Origin of the sequence: [Chlorobium] sp. 445, assembly GCA_002763895.1 — a bacterium.
In the GTDB taxonomy this organism is placed as follows: Bacteria; Bacteroidota; Chlorobiia; order Chlorobiales; family Thermochlorobacteraceae; genus Thermochlorobacter.
In genome coordinates this window covers 56,368-76,097 of sequence record NSLH01000013.1, presented here as the reverse complement: position 1 = coordinate 76,097, position 19,730 = coordinate 56,368, and the positions used below count along the sequence as shown (strand labels likewise).

The 19,730-nt window shown below is 46.8% G+C and carries 16 protein-coding genes, 1 tRNA gene and 1 pseudogene; 13 read left to right on the top strand and 5 right to left on the bottom strand.

The features are described 5' to 3' along the window. Nucleotides 1-92 precede the first annotated feature (92 nt). The 7 genes from CMR00_07060 (at nt 93) to CMR00_07030 (ending at nt 10,053) form a co-directional block, all read left to right on the top strand. Nucleotides 93-896 (top strand): hypothetical protein, encoded by an 804-nt coding sequence (locus tag CMR00_07060; protein PIO48088.1) that lies wholly within the window; start codon nt 93-95, stop codon nt 894-896. A gap of 103 nt (nt 897-999) precedes the next feature. Continuing rightward, nucleotides 1,000-2,676, top strand: a complete 1,677-nt coding sequence (locus tag CMR00_07055) for a hypothetical protein (GenBank protein PIO48087.1) — start codon at nt 1,000-1,002, stop codon at nt 2,674-2,676. Between the two features lie 62 nt (nt 2,677-2,738). After that, nucleotides 2,739-4,691 carry an asparagine synthase (glutamine-hydrolyzing) gene (gene asnB, locus CMR00_07050; GenBank protein PIO48086.1) on the top strand — a complete coding sequence of 651 codons (1,953 nt, stop codon included), beginning with the start codon at nt 2,739-2,741 and terminating at the stop codon, nt 4,689-4,691. A gap of 60 nt (nt 4,692-4,751) precedes the next feature. Beyond that, on the top strand, nt 4,752-6,233 hold the full coding sequence (locus tag CMR00_07045; protein ID PIO48085.1) for an Asp-tRNA(Asn)/Glu-tRNA(Gln) amidotransferase GatCAB subunit A: 1,482 nt from the start codon (nt 4,752-4,754) through the stop codon (nt 6,231-6,233). A gap of 42 nt (nt 6,234-6,275) precedes the next feature. Then, nucleotides 6,276-7,193 carry a succinate--CoA ligase subunit alpha gene (locus CMR00_07040; protein ID PIO48084.1) on the top strand — a complete coding sequence of 306 codons (918 nt, stop codon included), beginning with the start codon at nt 6,276-6,278 and terminating at the stop codon, nt 7,191-7,193. A 284-nt stretch (nt 7,194-7,477) separates the two neighbouring features. Next, a complete protein-coding gene (locus CMR00_07035) occupies nt 7,478-8,263 on the top strand; it encodes a hypothetical protein (GenBank protein PIO48083.1) in 786 nt (261 codons plus the stop codon). After that, a complete protein-coding gene (locus CMR00_07030; protein PIO48082.1) occupies nt 8,242-10,053 on the top strand; it encodes a hypothetical protein in 1,812 nt (603 codons plus the stop codon). The genes CMR00_07035 and CMR00_07030 overlap by 22 nt, the downstream gene beginning before the upstream one ends. A gap of 3 nt (nt 10,054-10,056) precedes the next feature. On the opposite strand, the gene CMR00_07025 is transcribed toward CMR00_07030, so the two are convergent. The 4 genes and pseudogenes from CMR00_07025 to CMR00_07010 form a co-directional block, all read right to left on the bottom strand. Next, the gene (locus tag CMR00_07025) at nt 10,057-10,437 is read right to left on the bottom strand and encodes a hypothetical protein (GenBank protein ID PIO48081.1); all 381 of its coding nucleotides are present in this window, start codon (nt 10,435-10,437) and stop codon (nt 10,057-10,059) included. A gap of 14 nt (nt 10,438-10,451) precedes the next feature. Further along, nucleotides 10,452-11,321: a glycerophosphodiester phosphodiesterase gene (locus CMR00_07020; protein ID PIO48080.1), complete on the bottom strand. Its 870-nt coding sequence runs from the start codon at nt 11,319-11,321 to the stop codon at nt 10,452-10,454. Between the two features lie 79 nt (nt 11,322-11,400). Continuing rightward, nucleotides 11,401-12,847, bottom strand: a pseudogene (locus CMR00_07015) (DNA-binding response regulator). Between the two features lie 36 nt (nt 12,848-12,883). Then, nucleotides 12,884-12,956 (bottom strand) — tRNA-Arg (locus tag CMR00_07010). A gap of 220 nt (nt 12,957-13,176) precedes the next feature. Between CMR00_07010 and CMR00_07005 the strand changes: the two genes are divergently transcribed. Continuing rightward, a complete protein-coding gene (locus tag CMR00_07005; protein ID PIO48079.1) occupies nt 13,177-14,283 on the top strand; it encodes a carotenoid 1,2-hydratase in 1,107 nt (368 codons plus the stop codon). 25 nt (nt 14,284-14,308) lie between these two features. Then, nucleotides 14,309-14,935, top strand: coding sequence for a methyltransferase type 11 (locus CMR00_07000; GenBank protein ID PIO48078.1), 627 nt, complete (start codon nt 14,309-14,311; stop codon nt 14,933-14,935). On the opposite strand, the gene CMR00_06995 is transcribed toward CMR00_07000, so the two are convergent. Beyond that, nucleotides 14,924-16,027, bottom strand: coding sequence for a UDP-N-acetylglucosamine 2-epimerase (non-hydrolyzing) (locus CMR00_06995; GenBank protein PIO48077.1), 1,104 nt, complete (start codon nt 16,025-16,027; stop codon nt 14,924-14,926). The genes CMR00_07000 and CMR00_06995 overlap by 12 nt on opposite strands. A gap of 15 nt (nt 16,028-16,042) precedes the next feature. Here CMR00_06995 and CMR00_06990 point away from each other — a divergent pair, with 15 nt between their 5' ends. Genes CMR00_06990 through CMR00_06975 form a run of 4 tightly spaced genes read left to right on the top strand, consistent with a single transcriptional unit; the run spans nt 16,043 to nt 19,671 of the window. Then, complete coding sequence (locus CMR00_06990) at nt 16,043-17,047, top strand: hypothetical protein (protein ID PIO48076.1); 1,005 nt, start codon at nt 16,043-16,045, stop codon at nt 17,045-17,047. Further along, nucleotides 17,025-17,414 (top strand): hypothetical protein, encoded by a 390-nt coding sequence (locus CMR00_06985; protein PIO48075.1) that lies wholly within the window; start codon nt 17,025-17,027, stop codon nt 17,412-17,414. The genes CMR00_06990 and CMR00_06985 overlap by 23 nt, the downstream gene beginning before the upstream one ends. Beyond that, a complete protein-coding gene (locus CMR00_06980) occupies nt 17,411-18,730 on the top strand; it encodes a hypothetical protein (protein ID PIO48074.1) in 1,320 nt (439 codons plus the stop codon). The genes CMR00_06985 and CMR00_06980 overlap by 4 nt, the downstream gene beginning before the upstream one ends. Next, nucleotides 18,727-19,671 (top strand): hypothetical protein, encoded by a 945-nt coding sequence (locus CMR00_06975; GenBank protein PIO48073.1) that lies wholly within the window; start codon nt 18,727-18,729, stop codon nt 19,669-19,671. The genes CMR00_06980 and CMR00_06975 overlap by 4 nt, the downstream gene beginning before the upstream one ends. Nucleotides 19,672-19,730 lie beyond the last annotated feature (59 nt).

Sequence of the window (19,730 nt, the reverse complement as noted above, 5' to 3'; positions counted from 1 at the left end):
GCAGCACTTGCATCAGCCGGGGCTGTTACCATCAACCTGTTTGTTCACATTGTTCTGTATCGACTATCTATAAAAGAAAAGCAATATGTCGGTTGATTTCGTCGAAAAAAAGTCATCGTTTTGCAGCTGACGTTCTCGCTGAAAGCCTTAGACAAATAGATATTGAGCGAATTGCCAAGCATAACAAAGGCTACATGAGATACGCAAAAGATCCTGTATATAGTTTCGTATTTGCCGAAAAAGCTCGTTTTATTGACGATGTGAAATACATTTATCAAACAACTGAGAAAGATGCAGAGATCTTGGATGCAGGTACATTCATACCAGTTATTCCATTGATGCTAAAATTTTTAGGATATAAGTGCATTACTGTAGTGGAAAAGTTTAGCTTATATGACGGTGCAATTGATCCAGTGCTAGCAGCAGCCAAGACTGCTGGTATTGAAGTGATTGATGCAGATATTACACAACCTCTTTCAGGCAAAAAGTATGACTTAGTCCTGCTCTTGGCTGTGATTGAACATTTTTCCAGTTCGCCATTACAGGTCATTCAAAACCTGAAGGCTGCGCTACGCACACACAAAAGTCGCTTGTTGATCTCTGTTCCTAACATTGCACGACTTGAAAATCGCATCCAGCTTTTGCTCGGCAAAACGCCACTCGTGGATATTGAAGAATTTTTACTCTCGGAATTTCCCTTCACAGGCCATAGCCGCGAATACACGATTGCAGATTTGTATAAATTGGCAGAGCTGAGTCAACTGTCAATTCAAAATGTTACGGCAATGAATTACAGCCCACCTCAAAACTTACGAGAACGCATTTTTTCATTCATCCGCAAATATGGAAGCCCATCACTTAGAGAAATGATCAGAGTAGATACTGTTAGAAAGTAAAGTATGCCCTATCTTGGGCTATAAACAAAAACTCTAATGACATCAGGCGTACACTGCATCATTACAGCAAAAGAAATAAAGATATCAGAGAATTTTCAATCAGATGATTTTGCCCTCCATTTTACTTCGGAATTATCTACACAAGGCACATCGAGTAGTCTGGAAACACCTATCGCCTCAGCTGATTTCACAGCCCTCTCATATCCTCTCAGGCAACTTCTCATTTCTTGCTCACCCCACCATCTCAAAAGAAGCCCTTGAGGGACTGCTTGCCTATCGCTTCACGATTTTTGGACACCACGTTCAGTTGCCACAGCCTATCAACTGGCACTACGATGCGCTCTCCGACTACACTTGGGAAAACTCTTTGCCAGCTTCATCATTTAATTTTCTCAATGCCCCCAAAGCAGATGTGAAAGTTGTTTGGGAGCTTTCACGCTTTCAACACCTTCCGTTGCTTGCTGCGGCATTCGTAGCACGAAACGAACAGCATTTGCTCGATGAAATTGTGGCGCAAGTGCAAAGCTGGCTTGCGCAAAATCCGCGTGGCTTCGGCGTGCACTGGGTCGTGCCGATGGAAGCTGCCATTCGCTCCATCAATTGGATAGCTACACTCGCTTTACTTGGTAATCGTGCCCCACAATCACTCACCGAATCTATGCTTCGCAGTCTCTCTGAACATGCTGCATTTATCTACTGGAATATCGAGTTCGGCAAATGCAATGGCAATCACTATCTCTCCAATGGCTTAGGCTTGCTTTGGCTTGGCATCTTTCTTGAAAAGAAACACTATCTGCGTAAAGGCATCGCAATTGTGGAAGAATCTATGCGCACGCAAGTCTATGACGACGGTGTCGACTATGAAAAGTCTAGTTCATATCACCGCCTCGTGCTGGAAATGTTTGAGCTCTCACGCCTTGCCGCTGAAGCAAATGGCATCAGGCTTTCGGCAGAATTTTATCGCAAACTCGATGCCATGCACACATTTCTTAATGCCGCCATAAAACCCAACGGCGAGCTTTGCAACATCGGCGATGACGACAGCGGCACGGTGCTCGACCGCCAACTCTACAGCGTTGAAATACCTGCTTTGCCAACTTCATCAGGCTTATCCAAGCTCTTCAAGCAAGGCGGTTTTGCCGTGATGCGCCATAGCAATACATATCTGTTTTTCGACTTCGGTGATATCGGCATGCAAGGCTACGGTGGACATGGACACAACGACACACTTTCATTCGAACTCTTCTTTGCAGGAGAAGACCTTATCGTCGATTCGGGTACTTTCAACTATACTTTGCACCAAGCAGAACGCCAGTATTTTCGCAGCATTGAGGCACACAACACCATTCAAATTGATGGCAAGGAACTTGTGTCCTTCCGCAATCTCTGGTCAATTGTTGCCGATACGACAGCGCCGAAATTGCTTGCATGGCAAAGTAATGCGCAGCAAGATGAAATCAGCGCGCAGATTAACAACAACGGCGTTGTGCACCGCAGAATCATTCGTTTTGATAAAGGTTCGCAGACCGTCGAAATTCACGACACGCTGCTTGGACATGGCAAACACACTGCAGTCTCACGCTTGCATTTTCATCCAACGCTTGCCCCACTCTTAAATGGCAATACCATTACGGCTGGTCGCACACTCATCCGTGTTGAGGGCGCAAAGCGTATCTGCTTAAAAGATAGCCAGTACTCAAAAGGCTATTACCAAAAAACGAAGAATGTTAAGGCAGAAATTTTTTTATTGAGTTCGAGAACGAATGGCATGGCACCATAAAAATTGAACGCTAATAAGAACGGCTTTCATTTTCAAAAACCGCAATCATAGCTCAGCTCAATATGTGTGGCATCGTTGGTATCTTTAACTATGGTGGCTCACCTACACTCATCTGTGAAGACACCCTTAAAGTGATGACGGCAGAAATTGCCCATCGCGGTCCTGATGACGACGGCATTTACATCTCACCTGACTGCACAGTAGGCTTTGGCTTTCGTCGCCTTGCCATTATCGATCTTTCGCCTGCTGGACATCAGCCCATGAGCAATGCTCTCAACTCTAAAAATCCTGAAGGCGATATCTGGATTGTCTTCAACGGTGAAATCTACAATCACTTGGAACTGCGTCAGGAACTTGAACGAAAAGGCTATCGCTACAAGGGTCGCTCCGACACAGAAACTATTCTCTACGCCTATCAAGAATGGGGCATTGAGTGCATCAAAAAGTTCTATGGCATGTTTGGCATCGCCTTGTGGGATTCACGCTCAGAAGAACTTTACCTTATGCGTGACCGCATCGGCATCAAACCTCTCTATTACACCTTTCAACACGGAGCGCTGTTTTTCGCCTCTGAAATCAAAGCCATTCTCAAACACCCCAGCATTAGCAAAGAACTAAACTTGCAAGGGCTCTACGATTATCTTTCACTGCTGACCACACCGCCTGGTGAGACACTCTTCAAAAACATTTTCAAACTGGAAGCTGGACACTATGCGCGCATCACGCGCCAAGGCGATATGCAAAAAGTCAAGTACTGGGATTTGACACATCAAACAGAGCCCTTTCCGCAAGAAGAGTTTTATGTAGAATCGTTTTGTGTCAGAAACATTCGTCGGCTGCTGCGCGACTCTATCAAACTACGTATGATGTCCGACGTGCCTTTCGGGGTGATGCTCTCCGGCGGCATCGATTCCTCCATGAATGTAGCACTCATGTCAGAATTGATGACACGCCCAGTAGAGACTTTTACGGTTGGCTTCAAAGATTTGGAAAAATACAACGAGCTTGAGTATGCGCGTCAGATTGCTACAGTGTTTCAAACCCATCATCACGAGATTCTGCTCACAGAACAAGATGCCATAGACTTTTTGCCGAAGATGGTCTGGCACCAAGATGAACCCAATGCTGACCCTGTCTGTGTGCCACTTTACTTTGTGAGCAAATTAGCTCGCGACTCTGGCACCATCGTTGTACAAGTCGGTGAAGGCTCCGACGAAGAATTTTCTGGCTACCTGCACTACCTACGCGAATGGCGCTACTACAACTACTACTATTCACTTTTGCCACAAGCCTTGAAAGACCTCATCTACCAAGTTGTCAAGATGCTGCGTGGCGCTTCTCTGCCCGCAGAATACGCTCGTCGCGCTAGCGAAAATGATGTGCCATTTTACGGCGGCGCGGTGAGTTTTACTGAAGAAATGAAAAGGTCCTTGCTCACAGAGTCTTATAGACGAAAGATGCAGTCAAGTGGTAGAATTGTAGAGACTTTTTTTGCGGAACTGGAGCGACTTCTGCCAGATGCGCGCAGCGAAGATTACTTGCGCAAGATGATCTATGCCGAGTTCAAATCCCGTTTAGCTGAACTGCTTCTCATGCGCGTCGACAAAATGTCAATGGCGGTCTCGATCGAAGCGCGCGTGCCTTTTCTGGACCATCGCCTTGTTGAGTTTGCTTTTCGCATTCCGCAGAGCTTGAAGCTCAAACATGGTGAGCCGAAATACATCATGAAGAAAGCGGCTGAAGGCATTCTTCCAGACAACATCATTTATCGCAAAAAGCAAGGCTTTGCAGCGCCATCGAGCGAATGGCTACGCAGTGGCAAGCTCTCGCCTATTGCTGAAGCACGGATTCTAGGTTCGGGACTAATGAAAATGAACCTATTTAGTAAGAAGTATATTCAGCGCTTGTTTGAAGAACATCGCACTGGCACACGCAGCTATGGCTCGCAACTGTGGACGTTGCTAGTGCTTGCCGAGTGGTATGCACAGCATTTTGAACCCAGTGCTTCTCATTGAAAACCTTTACACAATTGCGTATCTTTTCTATTCTGAAAAAACCTCTATCTACGGTTTATTGTGTCGAAATTTTACTCATCGTATCGTGAGTTGCGTGAGCAACTGCTCTCTAAGGCTGTAACCTGCGAAAGTGTTGTCAAGCAATACCTTAACCAGATTGCACAGACAAAGCATTTGAACATTTTCATTACAGTCTTTGAAGACTCTGCTCTAGCGCGTGCAAAAGCCTTGGATCAAAAACTTTCTTTGGGTGTGCCCCCGGGTAAACTTTTTGGTTTGCCGATTGCTATAAAAGACAACATTGCCATTGCCGGTGAGCGCCTGACCTGCGCCTCGCGCATACTCTCAAACTATATCAGTATCTACAACGCTACTGCCATTGAACGCTTGCTCAATGAAGATGCGATTTTGCTTGGCAAAACGAATATGGATGAATTCGCTATGGGCAGTTCGAACGAGAACTCCTATTTCGGTGCAGTGAAAAATCCGTTGGATGAGGAGCGTGTGCCGGGTGGTAGTTCGGGCGGTTCAGCTGCCGCAGTTGCAGCAGATTGTGCGCTGGTCGCATTAGGTTCAGATACGGGTGGCTCGGTGCGTCAGCCTGCGTCGTTTTGTGGCATTGTGGGCTTGAAACCTACCTACGGCAGAGTCTCGCGTTATGGCTTGGTAGCTTTCGGTTCATCCTTTGATCAAATCGGCGTGCTATCAAAGACCGTTGAAGATGCCGCACTGGTTCTGGAAGTAATCGCCGGTGAAGATCCACGTGATGCGACTTCGTCTAATGCACCCGTACCGCATTACAGCGCAGAGATGAAATTTAGCGACACGATTGCACGCATTGCAGAGCTAGCACCAAGTGCAAAAGGCTTAGAGCTTCAAGGGCTTAAAATCGGCGTACCAAAGGAGTTTTTCACGGAAGATTTAAATTCAGAAGTGTATAGCATTATCCGCTCACGACTTGACATGCTTTCGGAGAAAGGGGCAACGCTTGTGGAGATTTCACTGCCTTACTCTGAATATGCCCTTGCAGCGTACTACATTCTCGCCACTGCCGAAGCCTCATCCAATCTTGCGCGCTACGATGGCGCACGCTACGGGTATCGCGCTGAACAGGTCCAAGACCTCAACGAAATGTATGTGCGCTCACGCAGCGAAGGTTTTGGTGCAGAAGTCAAACGACGCATTATGCTGGGCACTTACGTACTTTCAGCAGGCTATTATGATGCGTATTACAAAAAAGCGCAAAAAGTGCGCACCCTGATTCGTGAAGATTATCGCAAAGCGTTTAAAGACGTTGATGTGATTGTCTCCCCGACATCACCTTTTCCTCCATTCAAGCTCGGCGACAAGCTGAGCGACCCCTTGCAAATGTACCTTGCAGACATTTACACGGTGCCCATGAATCTTGCAGGTGTACCTGCTATCAGTGTGCCTGCAGGCTTGACAGCACAAGGCTTACCGGTTGGCATTCAATTCGTGGCAGATTCATTTGCCGAAACAAAACTCTTTCAAGTTGCACATGCACTTGAAGCTCATGTGTAGCACACGCACCTATGACAGTTTAACTATCAAGAAATAAAAATTATGAGTGTTTTAGTCAGCAAAGACACGCGTCTGGTGGTGCAGGGCATCACAGGTTCAGAAGGTACGTTTCACGCCTCACAAATGCTGGAATATGGCAAACAGTTTGGTGTTGATTACCTCGTAGCGGGCGTTACACCGGGCAAAGGTGGCATGTATTACGCTGGCAATGAAAAAGACAGGTTCATTCGTGAAGTCCCTGTCTACAACACCGTGCGAGAAGCAGTTGCAGCGCAAAAGGTGAACACCTCCATCATTTATGTGCCAGCTCCCTTTGCTGCTGATGCGATTATGGAAGCTGCAGAAGCGGGCATTGAAGTCATCGTCTGCATTACCGAAGGCATACCTACCGCTGATATGATGAAAGCCTATTGGTTTGTCAAAGAAAAAGGTGCCATTCTCATTGGTCCAAATTGTCCCGGTGTCATCACGCCAGAAGAAGCCAAGGTCGGCATTATGCCGGGCTTCATTTTCAAGAAAGGCAGCATTGGGGTGATTTCGCGCAGTGGCACGCTCACTTATGAATCGGTCTCTCAACTTACCAAAGTAGGGTTAGGGCAATCTACCTGTATCGGAATCGGTGGCGACCCAATTATCGGCACACGCTTTATTGATGCAGTAAAAATGTTTGCTAAAGACAAAGCCACTGAAGCACTTGTCATCATTGGCGAAATCGGTGGCAATGCCGAAGAAGAAGCTGCAGCCTATATCAAAAAAAGTTACAAGAAGCCTGTGGTCGGCTTCATTGCTGGACGCACCGCACCACCGGGCAGACGCATGGGACATGCTGGTGCGATTGTCTCGGGCGGTAAGGGCACCGCTGAGGAAAAGCTGATGGCAATGAAAAAAGCTGGTATCCACATTGTGGAAAACCCTGCTGATATTGGTGCAGCCATGCTTCACGCTTTGGGCAAAGCATAATCCAAACCACCTTACAGTGCCGTGTAGAACATCGTCAAAGCCTTTCTTTTCCACATGCTCGAAAAAAGAAAAGGGCGTGTGTTGCCCCTTCAAGCTGCAGGTGCCTCTGGGGGCAAGGCACACGCCGCACACATCACGCCCTTTTTCGACGCAAAAGTAAGACCTTCCCCTACGTGCAGACCTAAGTAAAACCTAAGAAAAACCTAAGCTGCAGTGCGGCATGGAACATCTTTCAGTTTAACTCTGTTAAGTGAGGCACTTCTAACCAGCTTTGCCATTCGACAATGACGCTGCTTAAAATTTTTCTGCAAGTCAATTTGCGGCATGCTACTCAAGACTGGGGCAAGTTTTTGCTCTCTGTGTTTGGCGTCGCAATTGGTGTAGCGGTCTTTCTTGCTATTCGCCTCTCAAATTACTCAGCTTTCAAATCATTTGAAGCCACGATTGATAACGTCAATGGTAAAGCAAACGCGCAAGTTCAATCGCGCAGCGGCACACTTTTTTCGCAAAGTGTCTTTAAGCGTGTCTTGGAACTCAAAGAGCGATTGCCTGCACTGCGCGCCGCAACCCCAGTAACCGAACAACTCTCTCGCATCAAAGGCACAGATGAAACGCTCATCGTACTCGGTATTGATATTTTCTCTGATCGCGCCTTCCGCACCTACGAAGACATAGAGGGCGAAGACAGCGACACCTTTCTGCGATTTTTACTTGAGCCTAATACTATTCTTGTCTCACAGCAATTTGCAGAGCGCAATCGCCTCAAAAAGGGTCAAACTGTGGAACTCTTCGCTGATGGGCTTCTCAAGCAAGTCAGAATTATTGGGGTCTTTAAGACCGATCGCCCTACAAGTGAAGTTGCAAACTCTTTTGCCGTGATGGATATTGAGCAAGCACAGCGTGCTTTTGGCAAAGAGGGCAAACTTAGCAAAATCGATCTTATCATTGATGATACACAAAGCGCGGCACTAAAGGCGTATCTTGCTGAAAGTCTCCCCGAAGACGTCGAAGTAGTTTCTGCAAAAACCGTGGTGAGCAAGTTGCAAAAATGCTCTCTGCTTTTGAGATGAATCTCTCTGCGCTGGCGTTCATCAGTCTGCTCGTAGCGATGTTTCTCATCTACAACACCATTACCACCAATGCGATTCGGCGACGACGAGAAATTGGCATTTTGCGCGCCTTAGGGCTTGGCGCATCCGAAGTCTTTCTACTTTTCCTGCTTGAAGCTTTGCTGATTGGCATCTTGGGCAGTGCATTAGGTGTTGCGCTTGGTATAGCACTTGCTACTTACACCTTGAGCAGTGTTGCAGGTACTATCACTGCGCTCTACATCTATGTCAGCGTCAAGAGTGTCAACATAGACTGGCAGGTTGTGGTCTTATCCTTTGCGGTAGGTGTTATCGCCTCGGTTGCATCTGCATTTTTTCCAGCACTGGAAGTCTACCGCGTTCATCCTCGCGAGACTTTTCATGTACAAGCCTTTGAGCAAAAGTTTTCTTTCAACTTGCGGCGTATTGTTGCAATTAGCTTGTCGCTTCTTTTGTTAGGCATCGGTTTTGCCCAACTGCCCAGCGTTGATGGCAAACCCATTTTTGGCTATGCTTCTGCTATCTGCGCAATTTTAGGCTTTGCCCTGCTCTCGCCCGAACTCATTACTCTTTCACGTGGCATACTTGAGCGTCTGGCAAAGCATCTCTTTGGTATTGAAGGCAAACTTGCTGCAAGCAACCTTGCCGAATCGCTTAATCGCACCGCAACGGCAGTCAGTGCGCTGATGGTGGCTGTTGCTATGCTCATTGGCATTAGTGTGATGGTCGGCAGCTTTCGCCAAACTGTAGTGTACTGGGTCGACCAAACCCTCAAAGCCGATGTCTTTATTGCCCCTGCCGAACGCTTTGCTGTGGGCTCAAATGTGCCTATTGCGCGTGAGGTTTTAGACTATGTCTCCAAACTGCCTGAAACCAAAGCGGTTGATGCTTTCTCTGCACGTCCGATCACACTTGAGGGCAAACCGACGGTGCTCTGTGCTCCGAATTTCGAGACGGTCAAAGCCTGCACCAAACTACTTTTCCGCACAGGCAATGACGAAGAGATCTTAAATGAAGTTATCAATAATTCTCAGTCGCTTTTGGTCACGGAAGTTTTTGCCAACAAGTTTGGCTACCGTGAAGGCGATTCACTGACGCTCATTTCACCAACGGGCACACGACGCTACCGTATTGCAGGCGTCTATTACGACTACGCTTCCGATCGCGGTCTCATTGCAATGCATCGCCCTTACTTTGAGAAGTTCTGGCAAGATGACAAGCTCAACAACATTGGCGTGTACCTGCACGATAAATCGCAAGCAGAGCGTATAGTTCAGCAAATTCGTGCAGAGTTTGCTGACCGTGCGCCCATTCTGGCGTATTCAAACTTCGGCTTGCGCAGCCGTGTCTTAGATGTCTTCGACCAAACGTTTGCAATTACCTACGTCCTGCAGTTTGTTGCTATGATTGTGGCGGCAATGGGCGTGATTAGCTCACTGATGGCAATCATCTTTGAGCGGCGCCGTGAAATTGGTATGCTTCGCGCCGTCGGTGCAAGTGTCGATCAAGTGCGCAATATGACTCTTATCGAAGCCGGACTCATGGGCATCCTTGCATCAGCCTTGGGCATTACCTGTGGCTTTGTGCTTGCCCTCATTCTGATTTATGTCATCAATTTACAATCATTCGGTTGGACGATTCAGGTACATTTACCGATTGCCGCAATCTCAGGGGCAGGTGCGCTTGTTATGATTACAGCACTGGTATCGGGCTGGATTCCTGCACGCTACGCCATGCGCCTTGCTATTGCAGAACAAGTACGCTTTGAATGAGCCTCAGATTACACGCCGCTTTTGATACAACCGAGCCGCTTCATCAGCTGCTTTTACCAACCCCGGGATATTGAGCGGCTTTGTAAAAAATTGATAAACGATGCGCTCTTTAAGAAAAGGCTCGACTTTTTCGAAGTCAACAAAACCTGACATCATAATCACAAAAATATCTTTATCGACTTCTTTGAGTTTGCGTGCAAGTTCAACACCATTCATCTCCGGCATAGCATAATCGACAATACAGACGGAGACCTTGCCTTTGTTTTCTTTCACAAAATTAAGTGCAGGCTTGCCCGCTGGGAACACAGCTACTTCACTTGTCATTGAAAAAAGCTGCTTAAGTGCTTCTAAAAGGTCGGTGTTATCATCGACAATTACAATCATAGAGGTTAGCTTGATTAGTTTTTATGAATAGTACTGGCAATGTCGGGGTAATCTGTGATAAGTCCATCTACACCAAGCTCTAGCAAGCGCTTCATCTCTTCCAGCTCATTGACCGTCCAAGGGATTAGCTTGATGCGTCGTGTGCGTAATTCTTTGACAAGCTCAGCATTGACAAGACGATAGTAGGGGCTGTAAATCTCGGGGGTAAAGCCTAACCTCCAAAGATTTTCATTGAGCGTCAGGGCATTTTCGACAAGTAAGGCAAGTGAGAGCGTGGAGTCAATTTTGCGCATGGCTTGTAGAGCACGCACATCGAAGGATTGCACGGTTGTACGTGCAATCATTCCTGCTTGGTGGATTTCTTTGTAGAGCAGTTCTGCAAATTCTTCAGGTGCAGGGTGAAATTTGCCATCACCTTCAGGGGTAGATTTTATCTCAATGTTGAAGCGCACAGGTGGGAGTTTATGTTTGCTGCAATAGGATTCTACTTCGCGGAACATCTCTGAAAGTAAGGGCTTTACAGCGGGCATGGGCTGTTGTCTTGGGAAACGCGCATGCCCGCGTTTGCCGACATCAAATCGTAGAATTTCGTCGTAGGTCATCTCATAAATGTTAAAGTGCTTTTCCGTGGTCGCATCAACTGGAGTGCCATCAGGGGCAGTGCTAATTTCATGCGAGAACCATGGCTCATGCGAGATTACAATGCGCTTATCTTTGGAGACTACGACATCGCACTCCAAGGTATTTACGCCATACTCCAACGCTTTAAGAAAAGCAGGGATTGTGTTTTCAGGCGCAAGACCGCGTGCGCCACGATGACCTTGCAGATCGAAATCGAACAGTTTAGTCTGCCTTGCTTCAGATGTGGGAGCGACGTGTGGCATGAGTGTACAAGTTAGGACGAACAGACAAGCGATTGAAATTATTGAAATTATTCGCTGGATATGCACAACTGTTCATACGTTAATTGTGATGATCATGTCGAGCTTCAATGCCGAGGCGTTTCATTTGATAGCGTAGAACATGGCGCTCGATCCCTAAAAGTTTAGCAGCACGCAATTGGTTGCCGTCAGTCTGTGCCAGCGCTGCTAAGATATGCTCGCGTTCAATGCGTTCAAGATATTCTTTGAGGGAAAAATTATCAGGGATGTGTGTAATACGCACACCACTATCAAGCGGTGTGTCAACTGTGGCTGCAGATGTACTTGCCGTCTGCGATGTCAGGTGTGATGACATAGGCTTGAGTTGTAGGCTCAAATGTTCAGGGTGAATGACAGAGTTGTTAGTAGTGATGATGACCGCGCGTTCGATGACATTTTTCAGCTCGCGTACATTACCTTTCCAAGGATATCCTAACAGGGCGTGCAAGGCTTCATCAGAAAATTCTAACCGTTTTCGCATGCTTTGCGAAAAGGTGTTGAGAAAGAAATTAGCCAGCTGGACAATATCTTCGGGGCGCTCTCGTAGTGGCGGTAAGACAATTGGCATAACTTGCAAGCGGTAGTAGAGGTCTTCGCGAAACTCTCCTTTTTCAATTGCGAGCGCAAGATCTTTGTTCGTTGCGGCAATTATGCGCACATCTACCTTAATTTCTTTTAAGCCACCAATGCGTCGAAACGATTTTGTCTCAATGACTTTCAAAACTTTGGCTTGCATTGCAAGCGGCATATCACCGATTTCATCGAGAAAGAGTGTACCACCATCAGCGTATTCCAGCAAGCCGATTTTTTTGGCGCGCGCATCTGTAAATGCCCCTGGCTCATAACCAAATAGCTCTGATTCTAAGAGATTATCGGGGATGGCAGCGCAATTGAGTTCCACAAAAGGTTTGGCTTTGCGCATGGACTGCAAGTGAATAAACTTTGCGACATGTTCTTTCCCCGTGCCGCTTTCACCTTGAATGAGCACTGTAGTATCATTGGTCTGTGCCACTTGCATGGCAAGTTCATAGACCTTGCTCATCTGCGGCGAAGGGCAAAGCACAAAGTCTGAACCTGCAAGGCGTTTTGCAACATTTTTCTTGCAAATAGCGCAATTGATTTTTCAGCGTGATTTTCTCAACCAGCTTATCTACTGAAATTTTCAGTGCGTCTAAATCAAAGGGCTTCAAGATGTAATCTGCAGCACCTTGTCGGATCGCTTGAAGCGCCGTGGGCACAGAGTTATAAGCTGTGAGCATCAACACCTGTATGGTCTCGTCGAGTTTTTTGAGTTCAGTAAGTACTTGCAGCCCATTCATGTCGGGCATCATAAAGTCCAGAATAACAATATCAGGAGAAAACTTTCTAGCGATGCTCAAGGCTTCTCTGCCATTGCCTGCCGTCTCAACAAGATAGCCTTCCTCAGATAGCGCTTCCTTAATGAACTCTGTAATTGTATGTTCATCGTCTACTACCAAAATACTTATCATCTGCTAGCAGCGTATATTTTATTAGTGTGGTTGGTGTGCCCTTGGGCAGAATCGAACTGCCGACACACGGTTTAGGAAACCGCTGCTCTATCCACTGAGCTACAAGGGCTTGAACACTTTCTTTGTTTTTATGTTTCTCTCATAATGTCTTGAGCGCATGCACTGTTTTTGGTGATGCGTAAAAAAGATGAGGATAGCAGCAAGCTTAAAATCGCTGCAACCTGAACTTTTGGTATGCATTTACCATAAAACTTGTTTGCAGTCTCAAGGGTTTAGTCGGAATATAAAAGTTTTCAACTTAAGGTATCAACGTCTCCTAAACTTCGTATATGCAGCGATACTTGCTTTTGCTCTCGCTTAGTTTTATACTTTTTTTCTCGTTTGTCATCATTACAGCTTGTCAGCAGCGTAACGCGTTTGAGTATGCTTCACCTGCTTACACACTTTCACTGCCAAAAGACCATGCCTCGCATCATGCCTATCGAACAGAGTGGTGGTATTACACTGGTCATCTAACTTCGAAAGAAGGACGTCAGTTTGGCTATCAACTGACCTTTTTCCGCACCGCACTCTCACTTGAAGATGCAAAAGCCAGTGATGACGCTTCACGCAAGCATGTTTACTTTGCACATTTTGCTGTTACTGATGAAGACACTCGCCAGTTTTATTTCAAGGAAAAACAGTCGCGAGGCGCTTTCGGGGAAGCAAATGCCGAAGAAGACTACTACAAAGTCTTCATTGGCAATTGGTCTGTGCAAGATGTCGGAAAGTATATGCTCCTGCAAGCTGAAAGTGATTCGCTCTCACTTGTCTTGATTCTCGAAGCACTCAAACCTGCGGTGCTACACGGCGAAAAAGGCTACTCGCAAAAAGGTGAATCGCCGCAAAATGCTTCGATGTACTACTCCTACACGCGCCTGAAATCTACGGGTGCGCTTACGCTCAACGGCACGCGCTACACCGTCGAGGGTGAGAGTTGGAAAGATCACGAATTTGGCACCTCACAGTTAGATAAAAACTCCATTGGCTGGGATTGGTTTTCGATGCAATTTTCTGACAGCACCGAGCTTATGGTCTATACCCTGCGTCAAGCTGATGGCAGCATTGGTCGATTTTCAAGTGGTACATTTGTTGCCGCTGATGGCTCAACGCAACATTTGACAAAAGACGATTTTAATCTCGAGGTTTTAGAGCTATACAGCTCTAAAAAGTCTGGCGCTACTTACCCAGCGAAGTGGAAGCTCAGTATACCGAAACTGGATTTGCAAGTAACAATTACGCCGACTGTGCAAGATCAAGAATTGCTCACACAAGAATCCACGCGCATCACGTATTGGGAAGGCAGTGTCAGACTTACAGGCACACGCGGGAAAAACACACTTACTGGCAAAGGCTATGTGGAACTTACAGGCTATGCTAAAGCGCTGAACTTTTAGTGCAACATTAACAAACCTAAAACCTATGCTGTTAGACGATTTACCCAAAGAAGCATTTCGCCGTCAAGATGAATCGCCAGATGAACTTTTCTACAGTGTGCCGCGCTTTGTTACGCATATTGATGATGGCGCTATTGCTGCTGTAACGCAACTCTATCGCGAATACTTTCCACCTCACTCAGCGATTTTAGATTTGATGAGCAGCTGGGTGAGTCACTTGCCCGATGACGTGCCGTATCGGCGCGTGGTTGGCTTGGGCATGAACCGTCAAGAACTTGCCGCAAATCCACGTCTTGCTGAATTTGTAGTGCAAAACCTAAACGTCAATCATGTTTTACCATTTAAGGACAGCGAATTTGATGGGGCTGCAATTTGTGTCTCAATTGATTATCTGACCAACCCCGTTGCGGTGCTGCGTGAAGTCGGACGCGTGCTCAAGCCTGACGCCCCGCTGGTAATTACCTTCTCTAATCGATGTTTTCCAACCAAAGCTATTCTTATCTGGCTCTATACTGACGACTTACAGCATCAGCACCTTGTCAAGAGTTTTTTGGAGCGTGCAGGGAACTGGCATCGAATTCAAATGCTGGACCGGAGCCCGCAGTTTGGCGACCCGCTCTATGCTGTGGTTGCGCGCCGTCTACCAAGTTGAAAAAATCTCATTGAGATGTTTGACAATTCGCTCTGCGGTGCGCCCATCCCACTTTTCCGGAATTTTACCACGTTTGACATGTCCGCTCAGCGTCTTGAGTGCAGCCCGACGCACTTCATCTTCATCGGTGCCAACGAGCAAATTCGTACCAACTTCAATTGTAATCGGGCGCTCGGTATTTTCACGCATCGTTAGGCAAGGCACTCCGAGCACAGTGGTCTCTTCCTGCACGCCACCTGAGTCTGTCAGCACAAGCGATGCTTCTTTCATGAGTTTCAAAAACTCAATGTAGCCTTGTGGCTCAATGAGTTTCAGCGCCGAGATAGCTTGCGCTTTTTCCATCAGTCCGAAAGACTCAAGCATCTTGCGCGTACGCGGGTGAATCGGGAATACAACTTTTGACTTCGTTGCAATAGCCTCAAAGATTCGCAGGATTTTCTCAAGGCTCTCTTTTTCATCAACATTGCTTGGGCGATGCAGGGTAACCAGCGTATAACTTTTGGGTGAAAGTCCTAATTCTTCAAGAATTTTGGAGTTGTTTGCTTTATCGATGTGCCAGACAAGGCTATCGATCATAATGTTGCCCACATAGAAAATTTTTTCCTCGGGCACACCTTCATTGATTAGGTTATGTAGCCCAGAAGGCTCGCTGACAAAAAGCACATCCGAAATGCTGTCGGTAACAATGCGGTTAATTTCTTCGGGCATGGTTCGATCGCCGCTACGCAGTCCCGCCTCGACATGTGCAACTGGCACCAGCATCTTTGCTGCAACGATAGAACAGGCTAAGGTAGAATTGACATCGCCGACCACAATTACCATATCGGGGACTTCTTTTTGCAGCACTTTTTCGAATTCGACCATTATCTTTGCAGTCTGTTCGGCGTGCGAGCCTGAGCCTACGCCCAAGTAAATATCAGGTTGCGGCAGCTCAAGGTCTTCGAAGAAGACTTTGGACATTTTTTCATCATAGTGCTGCCCTGTGTGGAGAATGATGGAGTGATAGTTTCGAGATTTTTGCAGTTCGCGGTGCAAGGGTGCAATTTTCATAAAGTTAGGCCGCGCGCCTGCAACTAAAATCAGTTTTCGCAAGTCTGAACTCTGTTTATGTTAAAGAAATTGGCGTGCAAAAATAATACTTCGTGGTGGATTCATGTAGGCATGTTACTCAGTCTCGTGGTTGCTTTGTGCTTGCACTTGCATGCCAGCGCACAAACACAGCCAAGTTCAAAGCCAACGGCTGCACAGGATACCGTCAAACTTGTTACTGTTATCTTGGAGCGGGCAGATGAAGTTTCAGGCGGAGAGTTTTTAGATAGCACCTTCTCACCCCCCCTACGCGAAGAATTTCGCTCCGCAATCGGCAATGTCCTCTTCCGAGAGAGCACCACCACCGTCGAGTGCGACACAGCTCTGCAGTATCTGACCACACGCAAAATTCGTGTAGTCAGCAATGTCAAAATTGTGCGCGATACTGTTACAATTACTGGCTACGAGGGCTTCTATTTTCCTGATGAAAGACGCTCTGAACTCAAAAAAGATGTAACGCTCTCCGATACCAAAGTCTTGCTCAAAAGCGATTCAGGGATTTATTTCAGCAATGAACGGCGCGCCGTTTTCAGTGGCAATGTCTCGCTCAAAGATAGTGTGCAAATGGTCTTCTGCGATAGTCTGGTCTATTTTCGCAATGATGCTCGCTCACAGGCTTTTCGCAATGTGCGTCTTATGAATTTAGCCGATAATACAACCATCACCGGCGGATACGCTGAACACTTCAACACACGCGGCTACAGTTTCATCATTGAACAACCCCTGCTTACGAAAATCGATAGCACACAAAGCGGCAAAATTGATACACTCTTCATTCGTGCTGCACGCATGGATTCGTATCGCGGCGAAAAAGACAGTGTGCAGCGCGTTGAGATGCAAGACAGCGTGCGCATTCGCTGGGGCAGAGAGCTCTACGCCAAAGCTAAAAACGCTATCTATCGACTTAAAGACCAAAAAATTTTACTGTTCGGCAATCCCATTGTCTGGTTTGAACGCTCTCAACTCACGGGGGATTCTATCGTGGTGCAGCTCAAAGAGCGTGGCAAAAAATTTGCGCATTGAGAAAGTCTTTGTCTATCGCAATGCGTTTCTTGCCTCAAAAGATTCATTGGATAAAACAGGCTTGAAGTTCAGTCAGGTCTCTGGTGTCAATATGATGATTATGTTTGATGATAGCTCGCGCATTCAACAAGCGGATGTCTATCGGCAAGCACGGAGCTTGTATTACACTTACGACGGTTCCAAACCACGCGGTGCTAATGCCTCAAGCGGCGATGAGATTAGCATTTACTTTCAAAACAACCGTGTGCGTCGCATTCTAATTCGTGGCGATGTCGAAGGTGAGCAATACCCCGAACGTTTGCTCTTTCGTAAAGATTTGAACTTGCCCGGCTTCCAGTGGCGTGAAACCGAAAAACCCGTTCAATGAGCCTTCCCGTAGAGCCACATGAGACGCAGCCCTCTCTATATGCGAAAACGCTTACAGTGCTAAAGCGGCTTTATGAATCACAGTTTATTCGGCATGCTTCACTGAGCCTGCTTCTTAACAGTCTCTCCAAAGTCTTAGCCTTCTTTGCTTCTGCCTTTGCCGCAAAGTGTATGGGCGCACTGAACTATGGCATCTCAGGTGTCGCTCATACCACCGCCTTGCAAATTGGCATACTCTACCAACTCGGTCTAGATACTGTAGCAACGCGTCGCATCGCTGCAAACAAATATGCCGATAGCACACGCGAACTTGTTGAGACCATCGTTACACTTCGAGTATGTGTGGCAAGTGCTATGATGCTGATTTGGAACGTTGCGGTGTGGCTTATAGTAGATGAACCTCGCAGAGCAGCATGGTGTCTGGCAAGTCTCATTCTTTGGCTAAACGCCTCACTCCTTCACTTTGTCTTTGTGGGCATTGAAAAGATGCCTGTTCTGAACGGCATTCAAGCCCTTGCGACCACCCTTTCTGCTATTGGTATCTTTCTCATCTTCAAGCCGGGGGCACCTGCAGGGTTGGATTTGGCTTTCACTTTTGCATCGACTGCAGTTGTTGTCGCACTGAGTTGGCTGGCATACTGGCGTGAGTTTGGTCGCGCTCCGATTTCCATGGCACTGTTTCGTACGCCGCGTGCGCTGCTGCCAGAGCTTCTCAGTGAATCATGGAAGTATTTTCTGACGGCGTTGGTTACTGGACTTTTTACGTTCTTTCAAGTTCCAATCGTGGAAATGCTCTCTAACACACGTGAAGCTGGCATCTATCGCACCGCATTTAGCTTGATTTTAGGTCTTGATTTTTTTCTACAAAGTTTCTACCTCCTGCTCTTGCCGCGTATTGTGGTGTGGAAAGAACAGGGACAAGAGATTTTGAGGCAGCAGCAGCAGCGTGCTTTCTGGTTATTTGGAGCGATGAGCGTGCCAATTGTGCTTGTAGCATGGTTTGCTTCACCAGTGTTCTATGATGTGTTTTTAGGTCGTGAGTTTTTAGTAGGTGCTGAAGCGTTTCGCATCTTAGCCATAGCCCGACTTACAGGTTTTATCGCCCAAGTGTATGTGCAAACGCTTGTAGCCATGAAGCGCGATCTTGATTTTTTGATGATCTGCGTTATCGGCTCCGCTACGAGCATTGGGCTAAGCATTGTTCTCATTCCAAATCTTGGGGCGCTTGGGGCAGCATGGAGCGCTGCAACTGGCGAGGTCTTGATTAACGTGGCTTCCGTCATCTGGGTGAAGATGTTTCAACGCAATGTCAGATGAGTGCTACAACTGTGCCGCGCTGTCCGCTAACTTATAGCACGAAGGTGGAATTGCTACAACGGATTGCGTCGTTAGATGTCATAAAACTGTACCGACGCATCGGGCTTGATGTCTCATCGGAGTTTGAGGGCATTGCGGAGTTTGGGTTTTACTATGCTCCGCACTCCTGCGTGAAGTTTTTTTATCCTGCAGTCTGTGGCTCGGCTTTATTTTATCAGCAATTGCAGTTGAAAGGAAATTATTATGAGGAACACAAATTTGAATTTGCACTTGCTGCTGATTTTATCAAGCCTTTTGCACGTGTCTTAGAAGTCGGCTGCGGTGATGGTGCATTTGCAAAATTTTTGTCTTCCAAGCATCCCGATTATCTTGGCATAGAAACAAACCCCGCGGCGGTCGTGGCAGCGCAGGCTGCAGGAATAAACGTGGAAAATATCATGCTCGAGCAAATGGTTGAACGTCAATACTCCGCATTTGATGTGGTCTGTGCTTTTCAGGTGCTGGAACATGTTGCAGATGCAAAAGCCTTCCTTGAAAAAATGTTGGCGCTGCTCTCAGCCAATGGATACTTGATTCTCTCAGTTCCAAATGATGATGGATTTATTGGGAAGACTCTTAATCACATTTACAATGTTCCACCGCATCATGTTACGCGCTGGAATGAAGCAGCGCTGAGACACATTGGCTATCAATTTAAGTTGAAAGTGTGTGCTGTGGCGTTTGAGCCATTGCCACATGTCCATTGGCAATGGTATAGAGAAGCAATGTTTTTTGACCGCTTGAGAGCCCGTTTTGCCCCAAGCTATCGCTGCGCTGTAGACCTGCGGTTTTCGACGCGTCTCATCGTCAAATTCTCCAATTTTCTTTCTGCCATGAATCAAAAGGAATTAGCAGCTGAGCCATTGCTTGGTCACACACTTGTCATTGTGTTCCAAAAATAATCTCCTCTTAAGATAGGGCTCACTTTAACTTTATAGAAAGCGTGATTGAGACGTGTAAA